The 20,278-nt window shown below is 66.2% G+C and carries 20 protein-coding genes; 11 read left to right on the plus strand and 9 right to left on the minus strand.

Going from position 1 to position 20,278, the window contains the following annotated elements:
- Window positions 1-7: 7 nt before the first annotated feature.
- Complete coding sequence (gene clpB / locus MT490_RS05560; RefSeq protein WP_297385012.1) at window positions 8-2,587, minus strand: ATP-dependent chaperone ClpB; 2,580 nt, start codon at window positions 2,585-2,587, stop codon at window positions 8-10.
- A gap of 66 nt (window positions 2,588-2,653) precedes the next feature.
- Here clpB and MT490_RS05565 point away from each other — a divergent pair, with 66 nt between their 5' ends.
- Window positions 2,654-3,178 (plus strand): hypothetical protein, encoded by a 525-nt coding sequence (locus MT490_RS05565; protein WP_297385014.1) that lies wholly within the window; start codon window positions 2,654-2,656, stop codon window positions 3,176-3,178.
- A gap of 15 nt (window positions 3,179-3,193) precedes the next feature.
- Here the strand turns inward: MT490_RS05565 and MT490_RS05570 are convergent, their stop codons facing one another.
- Window positions 3,194-4,276 (minus strand): M28 family metallopeptidase, encoded by a 1,083-nt coding sequence (locus MT490_RS05570; protein WP_297385016.1) that lies wholly within the window; start codon window positions 4,274-4,276, stop codon window positions 3,194-3,196.
- A gap of 164 nt (window positions 4,277-4,440) precedes the next feature.
- Between MT490_RS05570 and MT490_RS05575 the strand changes: the two genes are divergently transcribed.
- From MT490_RS05575 to MT490_RS05585, 3 genes are all read left to right on the plus strand, one after another.
- Entirely contained in the window at window positions 4,441-7,299 is a 2,859-nt protein-coding gene (locus tag MT490_RS05575; RefSeq protein ID WP_297385018.1) for a pitrilysin family protein, read from the plus strand.
- A gap of 20 nt (window positions 7,300-7,319) precedes the next feature.
- Window positions 7,320-7,619 (plus strand): hypothetical protein, encoded by a 300-nt coding sequence (locus tag MT490_RS05580; RefSeq protein WP_297385019.1) that lies wholly within the window; start codon window positions 7,320-7,322, stop codon window positions 7,617-7,619.
- 176 nt (window positions 7,620-7,795) lie between these two features.
- A complete protein-coding gene (locus MT490_RS05585; RefSeq protein WP_297385021.1) occupies window positions 7,796-8,752 on the plus strand; it encodes a hypothetical protein in 957 nt (318 codons plus the stop codon).
- 20 nt (window positions 8,753-8,772) lie between these two features.
- Here MT490_RS05585 and MT490_RS05590 read toward each other — a convergent pair whose 3' ends face one another.
- The 3 genes from MT490_RS05590 to gpmA form a co-directional block, all read right to left on the minus strand.
- On the minus strand, window positions 8,773-9,843 hold the full coding sequence (locus tag MT490_RS05590) for a 5-(carboxyamino)imidazole ribonucleotide synthase (RefSeq protein ID WP_297385023.1): 1,071 nt from the start codon (window positions 9,841-9,843) through the stop codon (window positions 8,773-8,775).
- Window positions 9,840-10,295 carry a 5-(carboxyamino)imidazole ribonucleotide mutase gene (purE, locus tag MT490_RS05595; RefSeq protein WP_297385122.1) on the minus strand — a complete coding sequence of 152 codons (456 nt, stop codon included), beginning with the start codon at window positions 10,293-10,295 and terminating at the stop codon, window positions 9,840-9,842. The genes MT490_RS05590 and purE overlap by 4 nt, the downstream gene beginning before the upstream one ends.
- 286 nt (window positions 10,296-10,581) lie before the next feature.
- Window positions 10,582-11,268 (minus strand): 2,3-diphosphoglycerate-dependent phosphoglycerate mutase, encoded by a 687-nt coding sequence (gene gpmA / locus MT490_RS05600; RefSeq protein ID WP_297385024.1) that lies wholly within the window; start codon window positions 11,266-11,268, stop codon window positions 10,582-10,584.
- Between the two features lie 66 nt (window positions 11,269-11,334).
- Between gpmA and MT490_RS05605 the strand changes: the two genes are divergently transcribed.
- The gene (locus MT490_RS05605; protein ID WP_297385026.1) at window positions 11,335-12,054 is read left to right on the plus strand and encodes a dienelactone hydrolase family protein; all 720 of its coding nucleotides are present in this window, start codon (window positions 11,335-11,337) and stop codon (window positions 12,052-12,054) included.
- 2 nt (window positions 12,055-12,056) lie between these two features.
- Here the strand turns inward: MT490_RS05605 and MT490_RS05610 are convergent, their stop codons facing one another.
- From MT490_RS05610 to MT490_RS05620, 3 genes are read right to left on the minus strand one after another with little or no spacing between them, the layout of a single operon-like run.
- A complete protein-coding gene (locus tag MT490_RS05610) occupies window positions 12,057-12,512 on the minus strand; it encodes a GNAT family N-acetyltransferase (protein ID WP_297385028.1) in 456 nt (151 codons plus the stop codon).
- Window positions 12,512-13,630 carry a M14-type cytosolic carboxypeptidase gene (locus MT490_RS05615; protein ID WP_297385029.1) on the minus strand — a complete coding sequence of 373 codons (1,119 nt, stop codon included), beginning with the start codon at window positions 13,628-13,630 and terminating at the stop codon, window positions 12,512-12,514. The genes MT490_RS05610 and MT490_RS05615 overlap by 1 nt, the downstream gene beginning before the upstream one ends.
- The gene (locus tag MT490_RS05620; protein ID WP_297385031.1) at window positions 13,627-14,235 is read right to left on the minus strand and encodes a DUF4136 domain-containing protein; all 609 of its coding nucleotides are present in this window, start codon (window positions 14,233-14,235) and stop codon (window positions 13,627-13,629) included. The genes MT490_RS05615 and MT490_RS05620 overlap by 4 nt, the downstream gene beginning before the upstream one ends.
- A 162-nt stretch (window positions 14,236-14,397) precedes the next feature.
- Between MT490_RS05620 and ykgO the strand changes: the two genes are divergently transcribed.
- Both ykgO and MT490_RS05630 read left to right on the plus strand, forming a co-directional pair.
- The gene (gene ykgO, locus MT490_RS05625) at window positions 14,398-14,523 is read left to right on the plus strand and encodes a type B 50S ribosomal protein L36 (protein WP_066482602.1); all 126 of its coding nucleotides are present in this window, start codon (window positions 14,398-14,400) and stop codon (window positions 14,521-14,523) included.
- Window positions 14,524-14,531: 8 nt separating this feature from the next.
- The gene (locus tag MT490_RS05630; protein ID WP_297385035.1) at window positions 14,532-15,146 is read left to right on the plus strand and encodes an HAD family phosphatase; all 615 of its coding nucleotides are present in this window, start codon (window positions 14,532-14,534) and stop codon (window positions 15,144-15,146) included.
- Window positions 15,147-15,320: 174 nt separating this feature from the next.
- Here the strand turns inward: MT490_RS05630 and pyk are convergent, their stop codons facing one another.
- The gene (gene pyk, locus MT490_RS05635) at window positions 15,321-16,790 is read right to left on the minus strand and encodes a pyruvate kinase (protein ID WP_297385037.1); all 1,470 of its coding nucleotides are present in this window, start codon (window positions 16,788-16,790) and stop codon (window positions 15,321-15,323) included.
- 66 nt (window positions 16,791-16,856) lie between these two features.
- Between pyk and MT490_RS05640 the strand changes: the two genes are divergently transcribed.
- The 4 genes from MT490_RS05640 (at window position 16,857) to MT490_RS05655 (ending at window position 20,266) form a co-directional block, all read left to right on the plus strand.
- A complete protein-coding gene (locus MT490_RS05640) occupies window positions 16,857-17,225 on the plus strand; it encodes a DUF1244 domain-containing protein (RefSeq protein ID WP_297385039.1) in 369 nt (122 codons plus the stop codon).
- A 92-nt stretch (window positions 17,226-17,317) separates the two neighbouring features.
- Window positions 17,318-18,976 carry a serine hydrolase gene (locus MT490_RS05645; RefSeq protein WP_297385041.1) on the plus strand — a complete coding sequence of 553 codons (1,659 nt, stop codon included), beginning with the start codon at window positions 17,318-17,320 and terminating at the stop codon, window positions 18,974-18,976.
- Window positions 18,977-19,039: 63 nt separating this feature from the next.
- Complete coding sequence (locus tag MT490_RS05650; protein ID WP_297385043.1) at window positions 19,040-19,279, plus strand: DUF2312 domain-containing protein; 240 nt, start codon at window positions 19,040-19,042, stop codon at window positions 19,277-19,279.
- A 243-nt stretch (window positions 19,280-19,522) separates the two neighbouring features.
- Window positions 19,523-20,266, plus strand: coding sequence for a YebC/PmpR family DNA-binding transcriptional regulator (locus MT490_RS05655; RefSeq protein ID WP_297385045.1), 744 nt, complete (start codon window positions 19,523-19,525; stop codon window positions 20,264-20,266).
- Window positions 20,267-20,278 lie beyond the last annotated feature (12 nt).

Here is a 20,278-nt window from a genome sequence, read left to right on the forward strand (position 1 = left end):
GTCAGGCTCAGGCGACGGTGAGTTTCAGCCCGCCATCGCCCTCATCGATGTGCACGGTCGATCCGTCCTTCACGTCGCCGCGCAGTATCATGTCGGCGAGTCGATCCTGCAAATGGCGCTGCACCGCACGCTTGAGGGGGCGCGCCCCGTAGACCGGATCATAGCCGACCCGGCCCAGCCAGGCGCGCGCGGCGTCGGTGAGCTCGATGCGGATCTTCCGGTCCGCCAGCAGCTTCGCGATGCGCCCGACCTGGATGTCGACGATCGGTGCCATGTGATCGGCGGCAAGCCGATGGAACAGGATGATCTCGTCGAGCCGGTTGAGGAACTCGGGCTTGAAATGGTTGCGCACGATTTCCATCACCTGCGGCCTGACATCCTCGACATCCTGCCCATCGGTTAGATGTGTGAGGACTTGCGAGCCGAGGTTCGAGGTCAGGATCACGATCGTGTTCGAGAAGTCGACCGTGCGGCCCTGGCCGTCGGTCAGCCGCCCGTCGTCGAGCACCTGGAGCAGCACGTTGAACACGTCGCCATGTGCCTTCTCGACTTCGTCGAACAGCACCACCTGATAGGGGCGCCGGCGAACGGCCTCGGTCAGCACGCCGCCTTCCTCGTAACCCACATAGCCCGGAGGCGCGCCGAGCAGCCGCGCGACCGAATGCTTCTCCATGAACTCGCTCATGTCGATGCGGACCATCGCGCCCGGATCGTCGAACAGGAATTCTGCGAGCGCCTTGGTCAGCTCGGTCTTGCCGACGCCGGTCGGCCCCAGGAACAGGAACGAGCCGAGCGGACGGTTGGGATCCTGCAGTCCCGCGCGCGAGCGGCGTACCGCGGTCGACACCGCTTTCACGGCATCGGCCTGGCCGATCACGCGCTTGCCGAGCTGCGCCTCCATGTTGAGCAGCTTCTCGCGCTCGCCCTCGAGCATCTTGTCGACCGGGATGCCGGTCCAGCGCGCGACCACCGCGGCGATGTCCTCGGAACGCACCTCCTCACGCAGCATGACGTTGTTCGTCTGCTCCTTCGCGGTCTCAATCTGCCGCTTGAGTTCTGGAATCGTGCCGTGCTGCAACTCCGCCATGCGACCCAGGTCGCCAGAACGTAGGGCCTGCTCTAGCTGCAGGTTCGCGGCATCGAGCCGCTCCCTGAGCTTGGTTTCGCCTGTGATCTTGTCCTTTTCGGATTGCCAGCGCGCGGTCTTCTCGGCCGAGTCTTGCTCAAGATTCGCGAGTTCGTTCTCAAGCGTTGCGAGTCGATCTTGGGAGGCCTCGTCCTTCTCTCTCTTCAGCGCCTCACGCTCGATCTTGAGCTGCATGATTCGTCGGTCGACTGACTCGATCTCCTCCGGCTTAGACTCGACTTCCATGCGGATGCGGCTGGCCGCCTCGTCCATCAGGTCGATCGCCTTGTCGGGCAGGAAGCGATCGGTGATGTAGCGGTTGGAGAGCGTCGCGGCGGCGACGATCGCGCCGTCCGTGATCGTAATGCCATGGTGCAGCTCGTACTTCTCCTTCAGCCCGCGCAGGATCGAGATCGTGTCCTCGACCGTGGGCTCGCCGACGAATACCGGCTGGAAGCGCCGCTGGAGCGCGGGGTCCTTCTCGACATATTTCCGATACTCGTCGAGCGTGGTCGCGCCGATGCAGTGGAGCTCGCCGCGGGCGAGCGCGGGCTTGAGCAGGTTGCCCGCGTCCATCGCGCCTTCGGTCTTCCCGGCGCCGATCAGCTGGTGCATCTCGTCGATGAACAGGATGATGTCGCCTTCGCCGGCCTTCACTTCGTCGAGCACGCCCTTCAGCCGCTCCTCGAACTCGCCGCGATATTTCGCGCCGGCGATCAGCGACCCCATGTCGAGCGACATCAGCGTACGGTTCTTCAGTCCGTCAGGCACATCGCCATTGACGATGCGCAGCGCGAGCCCCTCGGCGATCGCGGTCTTGCCGACGCCGGGCTCGCCGATCAGCACGGGATTGTTCTTGGTGCGCCGCGCGAGGATCTGGATCGTGCGGCGGATCTCCTCGTCGCGGCCGATCACCGGATCGAGCTTACCGTCGCGGGCGGCTTGCGTCAGGTCCCGCGCGAACTTCTTGAGCCCGTCATAACGATCCTCGGCGCCCGCGGTATCCGCGGTCTTGCCCTTGCGCAGATGATTGATCGCACCGTTGAGCGCCTCGGGTTTGACTCCCGCGGCGGCGAGCGCCTTGCCGGCCGTCGTGGTGGTGGCGAGCGTGAGGGCGAGCAGCAGCCGCTCGACGGTGACGAAGCTGTCGCCCGCTTTCGCCGCCACCTGCTCGGCCTGGTCGAGCACACGGACGATGTCGTTGTCGAGGCCGGGAGTCTGCTGCGCGCCGCCGCCGGTAACCGCGGCGATCTTCGCCAGCGCCGCGTCGGTCTCGGCAAGCGCGCGCTTCGCGTCGCCGCCCGCCGCGCCGATCAGCCCGCTCGCCATGCCCTGCTCGTCCTCGAGCAAAGCCTTCAGGAGATGCTCGGGCGCGATCCGCTGGTGGCTCATGCGGATGGCGACGGTCTGCGCGGATTGGAGGAAGCCCTTGGCGCGGTCGGTAAACTTGTCGAGATTCATGATCGTCCCTGTTAGCTTGTACCGGGCAGATGGTGTTGCAAATGAGCAACACAAGGGGGAGGCGTAATGATCGCGCTGCTATTTGGGCTGCTCGCCGGCCCGATGCAAACTGCCGAGCGTGTGCGCGTCGAAGTGACCTGGGATGGGCAGGATTGCGGTGCCTCGGCGGACGGCGAACGCCTGTCCATGAACGACCTCGAAGCGCGGAGCGCGCGTTGGGCACGCGATGGCCGTGCCGCCTCGGTGTTCTGGGCGCGCGACGTACCCTATCGCTGCATCGGCGGGGCGATCTACCTTCTTCAGCGCGGAGGCGTCAGCGAGGTCGCTTCCGATTGGCCCGGAACGACCCAGGTTTCGATCACCATCCCGGCGGGACGATGCCGCATTGCCGTGAACGGCCACCCGACCACGCTGGCGCGCTTGCGCAAGGAAGCGGCGAAATGGAAGGAGACTCAGCCAGAGGTCCACTTCCTGCCTTCGCCCGAAGCCGAATATCGCTGCGTCGACCGGGTGCTGCAGGTACTTCGCGACGCCAGCCTCACCAAGCTCGGTTTCATCGGCAACGAGGAGGCCTCGGAAGAAGGACCCTGAAGCCGTTCCCCGCGCCTATTTCCCCGCCTGCGCCGGCCGCGGCGCGCGGGGCGCGCCCTTGGCGAAGCGGTCGCCATAGCGATTGCCTTCGTACCAGCGCGGCGCCTCGGGCGCGTCGGCGACTTCGCGGGCGATCAGATAGTTGAGCCGCGCGAACTTGGCGCCCGCCTCCCAGTTGAAGGGCAGGTCGATCTGGTCGGAGGGCTGGTGGTAGTTCTTGGCGAGGAAGGTCCTGAACGCCTTCTCGCCGCCATTCTTGAACCCGGTCATCAGGAAGATCGACGGCACGCCCACCTTGACGAAGCTATAGTGATCGGAGCGCTCGAAGAATTGCTCCTCGGGCATCGGATCGGGTGTGACCGAGACGCCTATGCTCGCGCCGGCCCGCGCGGTGATCTCGCCCATCGTCGAATGCTCGCCGCCGAACGCGATCACGTCCTGGAAGTCGTAGAGCAGGATCGGCATGTCGAGATTGACGTCGGCCACCACCTTGCCGGCGCCCACCACCGGATTGCGTGCGAGATAGTTGGACCCGAGCAGCCCGCTCTCTTCGCCCGCCAGCGCGACGAACAGGATCGAGCGCTTCGGCCGCTGCTTGCTCGTCGCGAAGGCGCGCGCGGTCTCGAGCATCGTCGCGACGCCCGAGGCATTGTCCATCGCGCCATTGTAGATCTTGTCGCCGGCGCGCAGCGGGTCCAAGCCGACATGGTCGAGATGCGCGCTCAGCACGACATATTCGTTCTTCAGCACCGGATCCGAGCCGGGCAGAACGCCGATGACGTTGGGTGCCTTGTAGACGCGCTTGCGAGGGGGATCGCCCATGGTGATCGGCAACTCGGCGATCTGGAACCAGCCCGCATCGGTCTTCGGGGCGGGAACGAGGCCGAGCGCCGCGAAGCGCTCGGCGACATAGGTGGCGGCGGTCAGATAGCCCTTGGACAGCGTGTAGCGGCCCTCGAGCGCGTCGCTGGCAAGGAACTCGACATGCTTGCGCACCTCGGCCGCGCTGAACGTCGGTTCCTGAGGTGCGGTCTGCGCCTGCGCGGCAATGGGCGTGAGGACGAGCGACAGTCCGGCGATGAGAATCGAAGCGCGCATGGTGGGAAGTCTCTCGGAAAAGGCGTTAAATCTTCTTGAGGCTAATCGAAATGCGGGCGTCTGCAAGCGGGAACGGATTCGGTTGCAGCGGATACTGCCCACGCTATGTTCGGCGCCAGCCACTCCTTTCCCGGGAAAGCCCAGCACAAATGAAATCGTTCCTGATGTACTGCAGCGCAGCCACGATCGCGCTGGCCGCCGCTTCGGTCCCCGCCACCGCGCAGCAGGTCGCCGCCACGAGCGCGAGCACGTCGGCGGCGAAGCCGGTGCCGGTCGCCGAACTCGTGAAGCGCGTCGACATTCCCTATGAGGAATTCACCCTCAAGAACGGGCTGCGCGTGATCGTCCACACCGATCGCAAGGCGCCGATCGTCGCGGTTTCGACCTGGTACGATGTCGGCTCGAAGCACGAGCCCAAGGGCAAGACCGGCTTCGCGCACCTGTTCGAGCACCTGATGTTCAACGGATCGGAGAATGCGCCGGGCGATTTCTTCGAACCGCTGAAGCAGGTCGGCGCGACCGATTTCAATGGCACCACCAGCTTCGACCGCACCAATTATTTCGAGACGGTCCCGCGCCCCGCGCTCGACCGCGCCTTGTTCCTCGAGAGCGACCGCATGGGCTATCTGCTCGGCGCGATCACGCAGGACGTGCTCGACGAGCAGCGCGGCGTCGTCCAGAACGAGAAGCGCCAGGGCGACAACCAGCCCTATGGCCTGGTCTATTACAAGCTGCTCGAGGAGCTGCTCGCGGGCAATGCCTATGGGCATAATGTGATCGGCTCGATGGCCGATCTCGACGCGGCCAGCCTCGACGACGTCAAGAACTGGTTCCGCTCGCATTACGGGCCAAACAACGCGGTGCTCGTCCTCGCCGGCGACGTGGACGCGAAGGAAGCCCGCCCGCTCGTCGAGAAGTATTTCGGCGCGATCCCGACCGGGCCGAAGAGCGTGCTGCCCACGGTCACGGTGCCGACCTTGCCTCAGTCCAAGACCGTCAAGATGCAGGACCGCGTCGCCGCGACGATGGTGCTGCGCAGCTGGGCGGTGCCGGGGATGAACGATCCCGACGCCGTGCCGCTCGACGTGTTCGGCGAGGTGCTCGGCGGCCTCGCCAGCTCGCGGCTCGACAATGCGCTGGTGCGCAAGGAGAAGGTCGCGGTGCAGGTCTCGGCCGGCGTCCAGTCGATGGCGCAGCTCGGCATCTTCCAGGTCCAGGCGATCGTGAAGCCCGGCGTCGACGCCAACCTCGTGGCGAAGCGGCTCGACGAGATCGTCGCCGATCTGATCCAGAACGGCCCGACCGCGGACGAGGTCCAGCGCGTCGCGACCACCACCGTGTCGGGCCGCATCTCGGGGCTCGAATCGGTCGGCGGCTTCGGCGGCAAGGCCGTCGCGCTCGCTTCGGGCGAGCTCTATTCGGACGATCCCGCTTTCTACAGGAAGCAGCTCGTCGAGACCGCGAAGGTGACGCCGGCGCAGGTGCAGGCCGCGGGCAGGAAGTGGCTCAGCCGCCCGTCGCTGACGATCATGGTCGAGCCCGGCCAGCGCGAGGCGTATCAGGAAGCCGCAGCCGTTCCCGCCGCCGCCAAGCCCGCCGAGGGCGCGAAGGCCGAGCCGTTCAAGGGCACCCGCGGCGCGCTTCCGGGCATGTCGCAGATCGGCGACTTGGATTTCCCCGACGTCGCGCGCACCAAGCTCTCCAACGGCGTCGAGATCGTCTACGCCCATCGCACTGCGGTTCCGGTCACGCAGGTGGTGATGAGCTTCGATGCCGGCGCGGCGGCCGATCGGGCGGACAAGCTCGGCACGCAGAACCTCGCTCTGTCGCTGCTCGACGAAGGCACCACCAGCCTCGATTCGACTGCGATCGCCGAGGCACGCGAGCGGCTGGGCGCGTCGATCAGCACCGGCGGCTCGGCCGATCGCACCTATCTTTCGGTGACCACGCCGAGCCCCAACCTCGCGGGCTCGCTCGACCTGTTCGCCGATGTGGTACGCAATCCGGCCTTCGCGCCCGACGAGATCGAGCGGCTGCGCGCGACCCAGCTCACCGGCATAGCGCAGGAGCTGACCAGCCCGCAGGGGCTCGCCAATCGCGCGCTGCCGCCGCTGATCTACGGCGCCGGCAATCCCTATGCGAAGCTCGCCGCGGGCGGCGGCGATCCGGCCGCGGTCAAGGCGCTGACTCGCGACGACCTGCTCGCTTTCTATCGGGCGTGGATCCGGCCGGACAAGGCCAAGATCTTCGTCGTCAGCGATCGTCCGCTCGCCGAGGTCAAGGCGGCGCTCGAGAAGCGCTTCGGCAACTGGCAGGGGCAGGGCGCGCCCGGCGTCAAGGCGTTCGACGTCGCGCCGAAGCAGGTCGCGCCGAAGATCGTGCTGGTCGATCGCCCCGATTCGCCGCAGTCGCTGATCCTCGCCGCGCAGATGACGTCGCTCGATCCGTCGAGCGAGCTGCTGACCCAGGTCACCGCCAATCAGGTGCTCGGCTCGGGCTTCCTCTCGCGGATCAACATGGACCTGCGCGAGGCCAAGCATTGGTCGTACGGCGCGGGCGGCGGCTATAACTGGCTCGAAAAGGCAGTGCCCTACACGATCAGCGCGCCGGTCCAGGCCGACAAGACCGGCGAATCGATCAAGGCGATCCAGCAGCAGGTCGGCGACTTCCTGACGACCAAGGGCGTGACCGACGCCGAGCTGACGCGCGAGATCAACGGCACCACCCGCGAGCTCGCCGGCCGATTCGAAACCTCGGGCGCGGTGCTCTCGGCGATGCAGCAGAACGACCTGCGGCACCGTCCCGACAACTTCTACGACACGGTAACGCAAAAATATCGGAGCATGACGGTGGCGCAGCTTGACGCTGCGGCACGCGCGGCTTTGGACCCGAAGAAGTTCGTCTGGGTGGTCGTGGGCGATGCCGCGAAGGTCAAGCCGCAGCTTGACAGCCTCGGCCTGCCTGTCGAGGTGGTCCCCGCAGCGTCGGTGGCGGGCTCTTCCGCGGCCGCCGCATCGAAGTAATCCCGATCAGGAGAGACGCAATGGCGAATGTCGACGGCAGCTGGAACACGGTGACCAAGTCGCCGATGGGCGACCAGCCGGCGGTGCTGACCGTGCAGAGCGCGGGCGATGGCTTCACCGGCAATTTCTCGGGCGGCCTCGGCACGACCGACATCAAGGACGGCAAGGTCAACGGCGACACGCTGACCTTCTCGCTCGACATCACCGTGCCGATGCCGATGACGCTCACCGTCGAGGCGACCGTCGACGGCGACGCGCTCAACGGCACCGTCACCGCGGGCGCGTTCGGCAGCTTCCCGATCGTCGGTACGCGCGGCTGAGGCCTTCGCTCTGGTTTGAGAGGGCTCGCTTCCGATGAGGAGGCGGGCCTTTTTTCTTATGGAGCATTCCTGATCGAGGCAGCGGCATAGAAGCTAGCCGCGCTGTGTAGTGCTGAAGGGGAAGGTTGTAGGCGTCTAGTCTTTTTCGGCGTAGGACTACGACGCGGAGGTCAATCTTGTCATACTACCTTTGGAAAGCGGTATTGGGTGCAACACCTAGGGTTCCGATCGAGAAGGATGAGTACGACGATTTGCTCGTCTCTTGGGGCGCGCTTGGGCAGATTGCGTTGATAGAAGAGGGGTGGGACGATCTCGTCCAGAATTACCTCGAACTTGAAATGGAACTGCTCCAGTCAGCAATGCGGACCATGGTACTCAATCACGAAGATTACCACGAGTTTCAGCAAACTCGCCTCCGCTTCGCTCGTCGGCTCTCGAACCTACTTCAGTCGTGCAAGTCCTACATTGATCACACGCCTCATCATCTCAACCAGTTACCGGTGGCAGGGTTAGTAGCGGTGTTCAAAGGCTTCACCAACGTCGCGTACGATGCCAGCTTCAGTTACCGTTTCATGGAGGCGTTGAGGAATTATGCCCAGCATCGAGGTCTCCCACTCCACGGCGCAACGTTCGACGCGGCCTGGACTGGCGACTTTAGTGACGAAGGGAAGAACAAAGGACAAATGCGCCACTCGGTGGCGGCCAGCATCGATATTTCGAAGATCAAGGGTGACAAGAAATTCAAGGCTTCGGTTATCGCGGAGATCGACGCGCACCTGGACCAACTCGATGTCGCCATTCTCGTTCGAGAATATATCGAGAGCTTGGCGGGCGTTCACACCGAGCTAAGAAAGGCGCTGAAGGTCTCGCTGGATGGCTGGAAAGCCTCCGTCCGCACTGCCATCGGCAAATATTCCGCGGTCAACGATGGTAACGTGATCGGTCTCACCGCCGCTATCTTCGATGATGACGAGCACGTGGTCGCGCGTACCAACTTGTTCGATGACCTGCCGACCCGCGTAGAGAAATTGGTGCGACGAAACGGCAGCTTGGTGAATCTGCGCCTCCGCTACGTTACCAACGAAATTACGCCCAAGCGGGCAGCCAAACGGGTTGCGGATAAGAAATCCTAGTCCTTCCTCACGTGAGGTCGCTACCGCTTCACCCGCGTCACATGCCCCATCTTGCGGCCCGGCCGGACATTGCCCTTGCCGTAGAGGTGCAGATGCGTCCCCGGCTCGGCGAGCAGCTCCGCCCAACGATGGGCGTCCTCGCCGATGAGGTTCTCCATCTCGACATGGCTGCCAGTCAGCGCGGTCGACCCCAGCGGCAGGCCGCAGATTGCGCGGATATGGTTCTCGAATTGCGAGGTCTCGGCGCCTTCGATCGTCCAGTGCCCCGAATTGTGCACGCGCGGCGCCATCTCGTTGAACACCGGGCCGTCCTCGGTTGCGAAGAACTCCAGCGTCAGCACCCCGACATGACCGAGCTCCTCGGCGACCCTGCCGGCGAGTGTCGCCGCCTCGGCCCAATGCCGCGCGATCTCGGCGGGGGCGGGGAGCGAGGAGCGGGCGAGGATGCCGTCCTTGTGCTCGTTCCACGGCGGCGGATAGCTGGTCAGCGCGCCGTCGATCCCGCGCACGGTGATGATCGAGAATTCGTGGCTGAAGGTCACGAAGCCTTCGAGGATCGCCGGCCGCTCGCCGATCTCGGCCCAGGCCGCCTCGGCCTCGGCGGCGTCGCGGATGCGCACCTGGCCCTTGCCGTCATAGCCGAGCCGCAGCGTCTTGAGGATCGCGGGCGCGCCGATCGTGTCGACCGCGGCCTTGAGTTCCTCGAGCGTCGAGATCGGCGCCCAGGGCGCGGTCCGCCCGCCGAGCGCACCGACGAACGCCTTTTCGCGCGCGCGGTCCTGCGCGATCGACAGGCTCTGCGGGCCGGGGCGCACCGGCACCTTGCCCGAGAGATACTCTACGGGTCCGATCGCGATATTCTCGAACTCGTAGGTCACCACGTCGGTCTGCCCGGCGACTTCGTCGAGGACGATGCGGCTGTGATAGTCGGCGCGGGTGTAGCTCCCCGCGGTCTGCGCGGCGACGCTCTCGGCATCGGGCGCGAGGACGTGCGTGCGGTAGCCGAGCTGTGCCGCGGCAACCGCGAGCATCCGCCCGAGCTGGCCGCCGCCGAGAATGCCGATGATCGATCCGGGGGGCAGCGCGCTCATTCGGGGTCGGTCGCCACGCTATCGGTCTGCGCGGTGCGCCATGCCTTGAGCCGCTCGGCGAGCGCTTCGTCCGAAGTCGCGAGGATCGCTGCGGCGAGCAGTCCCGCATTGATCGCGCCGGGCTTGCCGATCGCCAGCGTGCCGACGGGCACGCCGCCCGGCATCTGGACGATCGAATAGAGGCTGTCGACGCCCTTCAGCGCCTTGGACTCCACCGGCACGCCGAGCACGGGCAAGTGCGTCATCGACGCCGCCATGCCCGGGAGATGCGCCGCGCCGCCCGCGCCGGCGATCACCACCTTGAGGCCACGGTCCGCGGCGCTGTTGGCATAGTCGTAGAGCCGTTGCGGGGTGCGGTGCGCGGAGACGACCTTGGTCTCGTGCGGCACGCCCAATTCCTCGAGCACGCGCGCGGCATGGCGCATCGTCTCCCAATCGGAAGTGCTGCCCATGATGATGCCGACCAGAGGTGCCACGCTTTGCCCCACGCTGTGGAAGCGCGCTTGTTAGGGGCGCGGCGCGGCTAGGGCAACTTTGATTCACGCGGAGACGCGGAGGCGCGAAGAAGGTGAGAGAAGGTTCGCGCAGAGGCGCAGAGGACGCAGAGAGGCTTCGTACGCGGCTCGCGCCGGGAGACATACAAGGTGGAGATAGAGGCCGCTGACGCGGCAGGACATCCTCCTCTGCGTCCTCTGCGCCTCTGCGCGAACAAAATCTCCGCGCCTCCGCGTGAACCCATTATCGCTCGTTCAAATAATAGCGATCGGTCGCCACCAGATCCCCATCCAGCTCGTACACGATCGGCTGGCCGGTCGGGATCTCGAGGCTGACGATCTCCTCGTCGGGAATCCCCGACAGATGCTTGACCAAAGCCCGCAGCGAATTGCCGTGCGCCGAGATCAGCACGCGCTTGCCCGCGCGGATCTCAGGCGCGATCCGCTCCTCCCAATAGGGAAGCACGCGCGCGATCGTGTCCTTGAGGCTCTCGGTCTGCGGGATCGGCACGCCGTGATAGCGCACGTCCTTGGCCAGGTCCCAGGGCGAGCCTTCCTCGGGGAGCGGCGGGGGCACGTCGAAGCTGCGGCGCCAGATCTTGACCTGCTCGTCGCCGTGCAGCGCCGCGGTCTCGGCCTTGTTGAGCCCGGTGAGGCCGCCATAATGCCGCTCGTTGAGTTTCCAGCTCTTCTCGGTCGGCAGCCACAGCCGTCCCATCGCCTCGAGCGAGAGGTTGAGCGTCTTGATCGCGCGGCTCTGGAAGCTGGTGAAGGTCAGGTCGAAGTCGAGCCCCTTCTCCTTCATCAGCTCGCCCGCGGCCCAGGCTTCCTTGACGCCGAGCTCGGTCAGGTCGACATCCCACCAGCCGGTGAAGCGGTTCTCGAGGTTCCAGGCCGACTGGCCGTGGCGGATGAGGACGAGCTTGGGCATTGGGCCTCCTTGAACGGGTTGCCGAGGTCCTTAGCGGCTCATGCGGCGCGGACAAGGAGACAGGCGATGACAATCGTTCGGCAGACCCTGGTCTATGACGGCCCCGGCGGCCCCTTCGAGGGCGTCGCGGCGTGGGACAATGCGGTGGAGGGCAGGCGCCCCTGCGTGCTCGTGTTCCCCAATGTGCTCGGCCAGAAGGAGGCCGACAATCTGAAGGCAGAGGCGCTGGCCGGGCTCGGCTATGTCGCGCTCGCCGCCGACCTGTTCGGGCAGGGCAAGCGCACCACGCTGCAGTCCGAGGACCGCACGCGCTACATGGACGAACTCAACGCCGATCGTGGGCTGCTGCGCGATCGGCTCGCCGCCGCGCTCGCGGCGCTGACCGGCCTGCCCCAGGCCGATCCGGGCAGGGCCGCCGCGATCGGCTTCTGCTTCGGCGGCAAATGCGTGCTCGACATGGCGCGCGCCGGGCTCGGCATCCTGGGCGGCGTTACCTTCCACGGCGTCTATGACCGGCCCGATTATCCGAACGTGTCGCCGATCGCCGCGAAGCTGCTGCTCTGCCACGGCTGGAACGACCCGATCTCGCCGCCCGAGGCGGTCGTCGCCCTGGCGAACGAGCTCACCGAGAGCGGCGCCGACTGGCAGCTCCACGCCTATGGCCATGCCGGCCATGCCTTTACCGATGCCAGCCGGACTGACCCGGGGAACATCGCCTATGAGCCGCGCGCCGACCGGCGCAGCTGGCGCGCGATGGCGGACTTCTTCGAGAGGCTGTTCGCCTAGGGTCAGAGTATCCGCGACAGGAAGCGGCTGAACGGGTCTTCCTTATAGTCGCCGAACGGCCCGCATTCGGTGAAGCCGAACTGGCGGTACAATGCATGCGCGGGATCGAACGCCGCGCCCGATCCGGTCTCGAGGCTCAGGCGCTTGTAACCCCGCTCGCGCGCGACCTTGAGGATGTGCGACACCAGCGCTGCGCCGGTTCCGCGCCGGAGATGCTCGGCGGCGGTGCGCATCGACTTGACCTCGCCATGCCCGGCATCGAGCTGCTTGAGCGCGCCGCAGCCGAGCAGATCCTCGCCGTCCCAGGCCGTCCAGAAGGTCACGTCGGGCGCGCGCAGCCCCGAAAGGTCGAGGAAATGGCAGCTGTCCTTGGGCGAATTGGCGAGCATGCCCTGGAAATGCACGTTGAGCAGCGCCACGACTCGGGGATCGTCGAGTCCTCCCTCGCGGATCTCCATCAGATTTCGTCGATCATGCCGGCGAGCGTCTCGATGCAGGCGTGCGCGAGTATCTTGCAGCGCGCCGGCGACCAACCGAATTCCGCGTCGGCGTTCGCGTCATGGTCCTTGAAGGGCATTTCGAGCGTCATCGAAACGGCGCCGAAGCGTTCGGCCAGCTGATTTGTCGACATCGAGAGATTGGCCTTGCCGGGCGCCGCCTTCTCATAGCCGAGGTCGAGCTGGAACTCGGGGGTGGTGTCCGCCAGCCGCCGCGCAAAGGCGTAGAATTTCTCGCCCAGTTCGTCGGTCCAGCTCGGGATGCCCTCGAAGCCGGCGAGGAAATTGGCGGGGATCGCCTCGTCGCCGTGCACGTCCATCGCGAAGGCGACGCCGGTCTCGTCCATGCGGTTGCGCACCGCGAGCACTTCGGGGCTCTTCTTCGCGCTCGGCGCATGCCACTCGCGGTTGAGGTTGATGCCCGCCGCGTTGGTGCGCAGATGCCCGCGGCGCGACCCGTCGGGGTTCATGTTGGGGACGATGTGGAAGGTCGCCTTGCTGCGCAGCGCGTGCGTGGTGCGATCGTCGAGGTCGGTCAGCTTCTCGAGCGCGCCTTCCATCCACCATTCGGCCATGGTCTCGCCCGGGTGCTGGCGGGCATAGAGCCAGACCTGCTTCGGGCCGTCGCCCAGCGTCAGGCAATCGATCGGCTGGCCGTCGAGCGTCACGCCGAGTTCGCGGTGCGACACGCCCGGCATCGCCGCGATGCGCGTCACCAGGTCATGGTGACGCTCCATCGAATAGGGCGCGAAATAGGCGAACCAGATGATGTTGCTGTCGATCGCCTTGGTGAAGCTGAGCACGCCATCGGCATAGTCGGCGTCGGTGGTGCGCCAGTTCTCGCGGTCGGTGCTCCAGCGCGCCTTGTAGCCCGGCCAGCCGAACGGATAGGCCGAGCCGTCTGCATTGAGGATGCGGAAGGTCAGCGTGCGGCCCTTCGCGCCCGCCAGCCGGAAGTGGAACCACTGGTAGAAATCGGACAGGTGATCGGTGACGATCTCGAGGTCGACCCGATCGCCCTCGATTGCCACCACGCGGATGTTGCCGCCGTCGAACGCGGCGTTGATCTGGATGCTCATTTGACCGTGGTAGTGACGCCGGACTCGCCTGGGAAGTCCCTGAACAGCGCATAAGCGAGGCGCGCCGCCTGATCGCGCGGGTCGCTGCCGGGCTTGCCGCTCACCGATTCGGTGACCGCGCGGCCTTCCCAGACGGTGGTGTTGTCGCTGCGCCGGCGGAGCTGGACCGAGAGCTCCGAGCCATAGACTTCGCGCGTCTTGCCGCCGATCCCGAACGAAACCCCGCCGCCCACGCCGACCGCGCTGCGCCGGCCGCCGCTGATGCCGCCGCCGCCGAGGCCGATCGAGACGGGGGGCGGCTCGCGATAGGCGCCGCGCGAGGAGCGGGTGAACGAAACCGCCGCGATATAGCCCGAGGCCAGGTCGCTGGTCGACTTGACGAAGCCCAGCCGTCCGAGCTCGGCGGCGACGGCATCGGCGTAGAGCTGATATTCGGGGCTGATCTGCGCCGCGCCGCTCATCGGCTCCACCGAGATCGTCGTCCGCTCGGTCAGCGCGCCGATGTGATAGCGCGTGACGTCGACCGGCGCATGGCGGGGCGTGGTCGCGCAGCCGCCTGCGAGGAAGGCGGCACCCATAGCTGCGATGCTGAGAATCCTGTTCACCGGCGAACGCCTCCTGTCTCGCGGAGGGCACGCCCCGCCGCACCTCAACCCTGCCCCCCGGGCGTCGGTTCCGCAAGGGCGCGAGCGCCTTGACTTGGAGACGCTCCCCCTATAGGCGGGCGCCTCTTTTCCAGACACCAGCAGTTGAGAAGCGAATCGGTCATGAAGATCGTGAATTCATTGAAGTCGCTCAAGGGGCGGCACCGCGACAACCGCGTGATCCGCCGCCGCGGCCGGATCTACGTGATCAACAAGACCAACCGTCGGTTCAAGGCCCGCCAGGGCTAATTCCGGACGTGGGGACGCCGAAGGCCGTCATCTTCGATGTCGGCAAGGTCCTCGTCGAATGGGATCCGCGTTACCTCTACGAGCGCTTGATCGAGGACGATCAGGCGCTCGAAGCGTTTCTGGCGCACGTCGTCACCAGGGAATGGCATTTCCAGCACGATGCCGGGCGCCCCTTCGCCGAGACCTCGGCCGAGCTGAGCGCGCAATATCCCGAGCATGAATCGCTGATCGCCGCCTGGGGACCGCGCTTCAACGAAACGATCCCGCACACCGTGCCGGGCATGCCGGAGATCGTCCGCGAGCTCGATGCCGCAGGCGTGCCGCTGTTCGCGATCACCAATTTCTCGGGTGAGTTCTGGCGCGCCTGGGTTCCGCACTATGCCGAATTGTTCGATCGCTTCCGCGACGTCGTCGTCTCTGGCGACGAGAAGCTGGTGAAGCCCGATCCCGCGATCTACGCGCTGGCGCTGGAGCGATTCGGGCTTTCGGGTCCGGACGCGGTGTTCGTCGACGACAGCCCCGCCAATGTCGCGGGCGCGCGGGACGCTGGCATCCGCGCGGTGTTGTTCACCGGCGCCGAGGATTTCCGGGCCGAGCTGGTGCGGTTCGGGCTGCTTTCCTGACCAAGGAACACCCCTCCCTGGAAGGGAGGGGCAAGGGGTGGGTCTAGCAATGGGCGAGGCTCGATGCCTCGCCCATTGCTGTTTTGCGCCGTTGGAAATGAGTCTTTTGAGCGCGCAGACGCGCGCACCCACCCCCAACCCCTCCCTGCGAGCAGGGAGGGGAGTCCAGACGCCTCAGCTTTCGCTCGGCCCCGTATAATTCTTCAGCTCGTCGCCCACGATCGTGACGACGTGGAGCACGTTGGTCGAACCCGGCGTCCCGAACGGCACGCCCGCGCAGATCACGATCCGGTCGCCCGAGGCCGCCAGGTCCTGGCGCAGCGCCATCCGCTTGGCCTTGGCGACCATCTCTTCGAACGATTCGACGTCGCGGGTGTGGACGGCGTGGCTGCCCCAGAGCAGGCCGGAGCGCCGCGCGGTCTCGATCTTCGGGGTGAGCACCATGATCGGCACGGTCGGCCGCTCGCGGGCGATTCGCCGCGCGGTCGAACCCGAGCTGGTGAAGCAGACGATCGCAGTCGCAGAGACGGTGCGCGCGATGTTCTTCGCCGCCTCGGCGAGTGCGTCGGCGGTGGTCGGATCGGGGCGGGTGACGGTGAAGTGGACGCGGTCGCCATGCGCGGGGTCGCGCTCCACCGCGTCGGCGATCGAGTTCATCATCGCCACCGATTCGATCGGCCATTTGCCCGCCGCGCTCTCTGCCGAGAGCATGATCGCGTCGGCGCCGTCATAGACCGCGGTCGCGACGTCGGAGACCTCGGCGCGGGTGGGCGAGGGCGATTCGATCATCGATTCGAGCATCTGCGTCGCGACGATCACCGGGCGCCCCATCCGCCGCGCGGTCTCGACGATGCGCTTCTGCAAGGGGGGCACGCTCTGCGGCGGCAGCTCGACGCCCAGATCGCCGCGCGCGACCATCACGCCGTCGCATTGCTCGACGATCTCGTCGAGCCGCGCGATCGCGCTGGGCTTCTCGATCTTGGCGAGCAAGGCCGCCTTGCCGCCGATCAGCCGGCGCGCCTCCATCAGGTCCTCGGGCCGCTGGACGAAGCTGAGCGCGATCCAGTCGGCACCCTGCTCGACCGCGAAGGCGAGGTCGCTGCGGTCCTTCTCGGTCAGCGCGGCGAGCGGCAGCACCATGTCGGGGACGTTGAGCCCCTTGGAGTTGGACAGGGTCCCGCCGACTTCGACCCGCGTCACCAGCCGATTCGGCTCGACCGCGGTGACGCGCAGCACCATCTTGCCGTCGTCGAGCAGCAGCCGTGCATCCTCGTGCGCCGCCTCGAAGATCTCGCGGTGCGGCAGCTCGACGCGGGTCGCGTCGCCCGGGGCGGGATCGCGATCGAGGACGAAGGTGTCGCCCGTCGCCAGCACCACCTTGCCCTCGGCGAACTTGCCGACGCGGAGCTTCGGGCCCTGGAGGTCGGCGAGGATCGTCGTCGGCCGCCCGAATTTCTTCTCGAGGCTGCGGATCGCGGCGATCACCGGCACCTTGGATGCCTGGTCGCCATGGCTCATGTTGACGCGAAAGGCATCCGCCCCCGCCTCGAACAGCTTCGCGATCATCTCGACGGTGTTGCTCGCAGGTCCCAGCGTCGCGAGGACGCGGACTTTTCGGCTTCGGGGGCTTATGGCCTTTGTCATCGCTGTCATCCTTGTGCGGGCCTGCCTCTAACCTTTAATCTGCGCCGATCAACCACGGAGGTTCACGTGCCGACATTAGAGACCCTGGACGACGCGACAGCGGCCAAGGCGTTCCGGCGGCTCGTCCGGCATCTGCGGCATCGCAGCGACGCGCAGAATGTAGACCTGATGGGGCTCGCGGGCTTCTGTCGCAACTGCCTGGGCGATTGGGTCGCCGAGGCCGGCGGGCTGAGCAAGGAGGAGGGGCGCGAGATCGTCTACGGCATGCCCTATGCCGAGTGGAAGGCGCGCCACCAGATCGAGGCGACGCACGAGCAGCTCGCGCGGATGGAGGAGAGCATGCAGCGCAACCATGTCGAGGCGGCGCTCGACGATGCGCTCGACGACAGCTTTCCCGCGAGCGACCCGCCGTCGATGACCGATCCCGGGCGCTGATCGTTCCAAAAGCGACCGAGGCCGCTTTCGCATCGACGAACGCTGCGCGCGGACGATTGCCGCGCAACGACTACAAGTGTAATCGTTGCGCCATGAAGACGTTCGCGCTCCTACTCGCCGCCGCGTCGGTGCCTTCCGCCGCCGCGCAGCCCGCCGATCCTGCAAGCGAGGTGGATGCGCTCTTCAAGCAATGGAGCGCGCCGACGAGCCCGGGCTGCGCGGTCACGGTGTCGCGTGACGGCAAGGTCCTGCTCCAGCGTGGCTATGGCCAGGCGTCGGTCGAGGCGGGCGTGGCGAACGGTCCGCAGACCGAATTCCACCTCGCCTCGGTTTCGAAGCAATTCACTGCCTTCGCGGTGCTGCTGCTGCAGGCCGAGGGCAAGCTGTCGACCCGCGACGACGTCCGCAAATATGTGCCCGAGCTGCACGCTTTCGCCCAGCCGATCACGATCGACCATCTCCTCCACCACAGCAGCGGCCTGCGCGACCAAATATCGTTGCTGTGGCTCCAGGGACGGCGCGGCGAGGACACGGTGACGCAGGAGGACGCGCTGCGCGTCATCTTCGATCAGCGCGAGCTCAATTTCGCACCCGGCCAAGCCTTCGGCTACTCCAATTCCAACTACACCCTGCTCGCGCTGATCGTCGAACGCGTGTCGGGCAAGCGCTTTGCCGACTTCCTCGCGGAACGCGTCTTCGCGCCGCTCGGCATGACGCACACCTATGTCGTCGACGACTTCCGCCGCATTCGCGCCGGCGAGGCCTCACCTTACGGGATCGGCGACGACAAGAAATTCGAGCGCCGCATCCTCGCTTATTCGACGGTCGGTTCGACCGACATCCGTTCGAGCGTCGAGGATCTCGCGCGCTGGGCGGCCAACTTCCGGCAGCCCAGGGTCGGCACCCCGGCCGTCATCGCGGAGATGCTGAAGGGGGATCCGCTGACGCGCTACGGCGGCGGGCTGACGATCGGGCGCTATCGCGGCGTGGCCGTGGCGGAGCATAGCGGGCTCGACCCTGGCTTCGTCACCCATTTCATGGTGATGCCCGACCAGCAATTCGCGACCGCGGTGCTTTGCAACGTCGAGCTGGGCGATCCGGTGACCTTCGCTCGCAAGATCGCCGATATCTATCTCGCCGGCACGTTGCAGGCCGAGGCGCAGCGATCCCCGGTCACCGTGCCCGAGGCCGAGCTCCAGCGTGTCGTGGGCACCTATCGCGACGTCGGGGGCATGCTCCTCCTCGTCCAGCTTCGCGACGGCAAGCTGTTCATGCAGGGCGGGGACCCCATGCTCCCGCATGGTGGCGGCGAGTTCGCGTCGACCTATGCGCCGGTGACCTTCCGCTTCTCGGGCGAAACGCCGGCGCGGACCCTGACCGTCGTCCAGCCGGGGGGCGACATGGTGGCGACGCGCTACGAGAAGCGGCCCGCCGAAGCGCTCACCACCGCGCGGATGGCCGATTATCTCGGCGACTATTACAGCCCCGAGCTCGGCGCGATCGTCACGGTCGAGCGGCGCAAGGACGAATTGTGGCTGAAGGGCCCCGGCTACGCCACGCGCATCCAGCAGCCGCCTCCCGAATTCCGCGAGCAGGACGCGTTCCATACCGAATCGGTCTTCGGCGCGATTCGCTTCCGCCGCGACGCGAAGGGCCGCGTGATCGAACTGACCAGCAGCAACGGCCGCGTCGTCCAGGTCCGTTTCCTGCGCGTCGAAGCGCTGCCGAAGCTTGACGCGGATAAAGGTTGAGCGGCGCGGCGCGCTCCGATAATCGCGCCGCTTCGCCAAAGCCTTTCTCCAGGAGTTCCCACCTTGTCCGATTCGATTTCCGCCGAACAGCTGCGCCTCTTCATCGAGCGGATCGAGCGCCTCGAGGAAGAGAAGAAGGGCATCGCCGACGACATCAAGGACGTCTATGCCGAAGCCAAGTCGACCGGCTTCGACACCAAGACGATGCGCCACATCGTCCGCCTGCGGAAGATGGAGAAGCATCACCGCGACGAGGCCGACGCGCTGCTCGAGACCTATCGCAACGCGCTCGGGCTGCACTGAGATAGAAGTAGGTTTCGCGCAGAGGCGCAGAGGACGCGGAGATCGCAAACGGCGCGCAGCGCCCTCGATCGATATGACTGGAATTTGGCGCTGATCCAGCGCGGCTGTTCCAAAACGCCTCTGCGTCCTCTGCGCCTCTGCGCGAAAATCTCATCTTTGCGCCTTGGCGCCTTTGCGTGAACCTATTTGCACCGGAACCCGTCGCTGCATTAGAGACGCGCATCCCTATTCCATGAGAGCGCAATGGCAGGCCATTCCAAATTCAAGAACATCATGCACCGCAAGGGCGCGCAGGATAAGAAGCGCTCGAGCATGTTCTCCAAGCTCAGCCGCGAAATCACCGTCGCGGCCAAGATGGGCTTGCCCGATCCCGACATGAATCCGCGCCTGCGCGCCGCGATCAGCGCGGCCAAGGCGCAGTCGATGCCCAAGGACAATATCCAGCGCTCGATCGACAAGGCGAGCAAGGGCGATGCCGAGAATTACGAGGAGATCCGCTACGAGGGCTTCGGCCCGGGCGGGGTCAGCCTGATCATCGAGGCGCTGACCGACAACCGCAACCGCACCGTCACCAACGTGCGCACCGCGGTCTCGAAGAATGGCGGCAATCTCGGCGCGCCGGGCTCGGTCAGCCATGCCTTCGACCGGATGGGCCTGATCAACTATCCCGCCGGCGCCGGCGACGCCGACAAGGTGTTCGAGGCCGCGCTCGAGGCGGGGGCCGAGGACGTGACGAGCTCCGAGGACGGCCACGAGATCTGGACCGCGCAGGGCGACCTCCACGAAGTCGCCAAGGCGCTCGAGCGGGTGCTCGGCGAGCCGGAGGGCGCCAAGCTCGCCTGGCGCCCGCAGACCATGGTCGAAGTGAGCGAGGGCGACGCCGCGACGCTCTTCAAGCTGATCGACGCGCTCGACGACGACGACGACGTCCAGACGGTCTGGGGGAATTACGAGGTCTCGGACGAAGTGATGGAGAAATTGGGCTGAACCAATAAAAGC

This window comes from Sphingomonas sp., from assembly GCF_026460985.1.
In the GTDB taxonomy this organism is placed as follows: Bacteria; Pseudomonadota; Alphaproteobacteria; order Sphingomonadales; family Sphingomonadaceae; genus Sphingomonas.

What these genes read in the sequence shown, in the direction of transcription:
- MT490_RS05645 (WP_297385041.1), top strand. Translation starts at nt 17,318, where the DNA reads ATGAAGACGTTCGCGCTCCTACTCGCCGCCGCGTCGGTGCCTTCCGCC.
- MT490_RS05565 (WP_297385014.1), top strand. Translation starts at nt 2,654, where the DNA reads ATGATCGCGCTGCTATTTGGGCTGCTCGCCGGCCCGATGCAAACTGCC.
- clpB (WP_297385012.1), bottom strand. Translation starts at nt 2,587, where the DNA reads ATGAATCTCGACAAGTTTACCGACCGCGCCAAGGGCTTCCTCCAATCC.
- MT490_RS05590 (WP_297385023.1), bottom strand. Translation starts at nt 9,843, where the DNA reads ATGAGCGCGCTGCCCCCCGGATCGATCATCGGCATTCTCGGCGGCGGC.
- MT490_RS05570 (WP_297385016.1), bottom strand. Translation starts at nt 4,276, where the DNA reads ATGCGCGCTTCGATTCTCATCGCCGGACTGTCGCTCGTCCTCACGCCC.
- MT490_RS05615 (WP_297385029.1), bottom strand. Translation starts at nt 13,630, where the DNA reads ATGAGCATCCAGATCAACGCCGCGTTCGACGGCGGCAACATCCGCGTG.
- purE (WP_297385122.1), bottom strand. Translation starts at nt 10,295, where the DNA reads ATGGGCAGCACTTCCGATTGGGAGACGATGCGCCATGCCGCGCGCGTG.
- MT490_RS05575 (WP_297385018.1), top strand. Translation starts at nt 4,441, where the DNA reads ATGTACTGCAGCGCAGCCACGATCGCGCTGGCCGCCGCTTCGGTCCCC.
- MT490_RS05605 (WP_297385026.1), top strand. Translation starts at nt 11,335, where the DNA reads ATGACAATCGTTCGGCAGACCCTGGTCTATGACGGCCCCGGCGGCCCC.
- MT490_RS05610 (WP_297385028.1), bottom strand. Translation starts at nt 12,512, where the DNA reads ATGGAGATCCGCGAGGGAGGACTCGACGATCCCCGAGTCGTGGCGCTG.
- ykgO (WP_066482602.1), top strand. Translation starts at nt 14,398, where the DNA reads ATGAAGATCGTGAATTCATTGAAGTCGCTCAAGGGGCGGCACCGCGAC.
- MT490_RS05655 (WP_297385045.1), top strand. Translation starts at nt 19,523, where the DNA reads ATGGCAGGCCATTCCAAATTCAAGAACATCATGCACCGCAAGGGCGCG.
- MT490_RS05580 (WP_297385019.1), top strand. Translation starts at nt 7,320, where the DNA reads ATGGCGAATGTCGACGGCAGCTGGAACACGGTGACCAAGTCGCCGATG.
- gpmA (WP_297385024.1), bottom strand. Translation starts at nt 11,268, where the DNA reads ATGCCCAAGCTCGTCCTCATCCGCCACGGCCAGTCGGCCTGGAACCTC.
- pyk (WP_297385037.1), bottom strand. Translation starts at nt 16,790, where the DNA reads ATGACAAAGGCCATAAGCCCCCGAAGCCGAAAAGTCCGCGTCCTCGCG.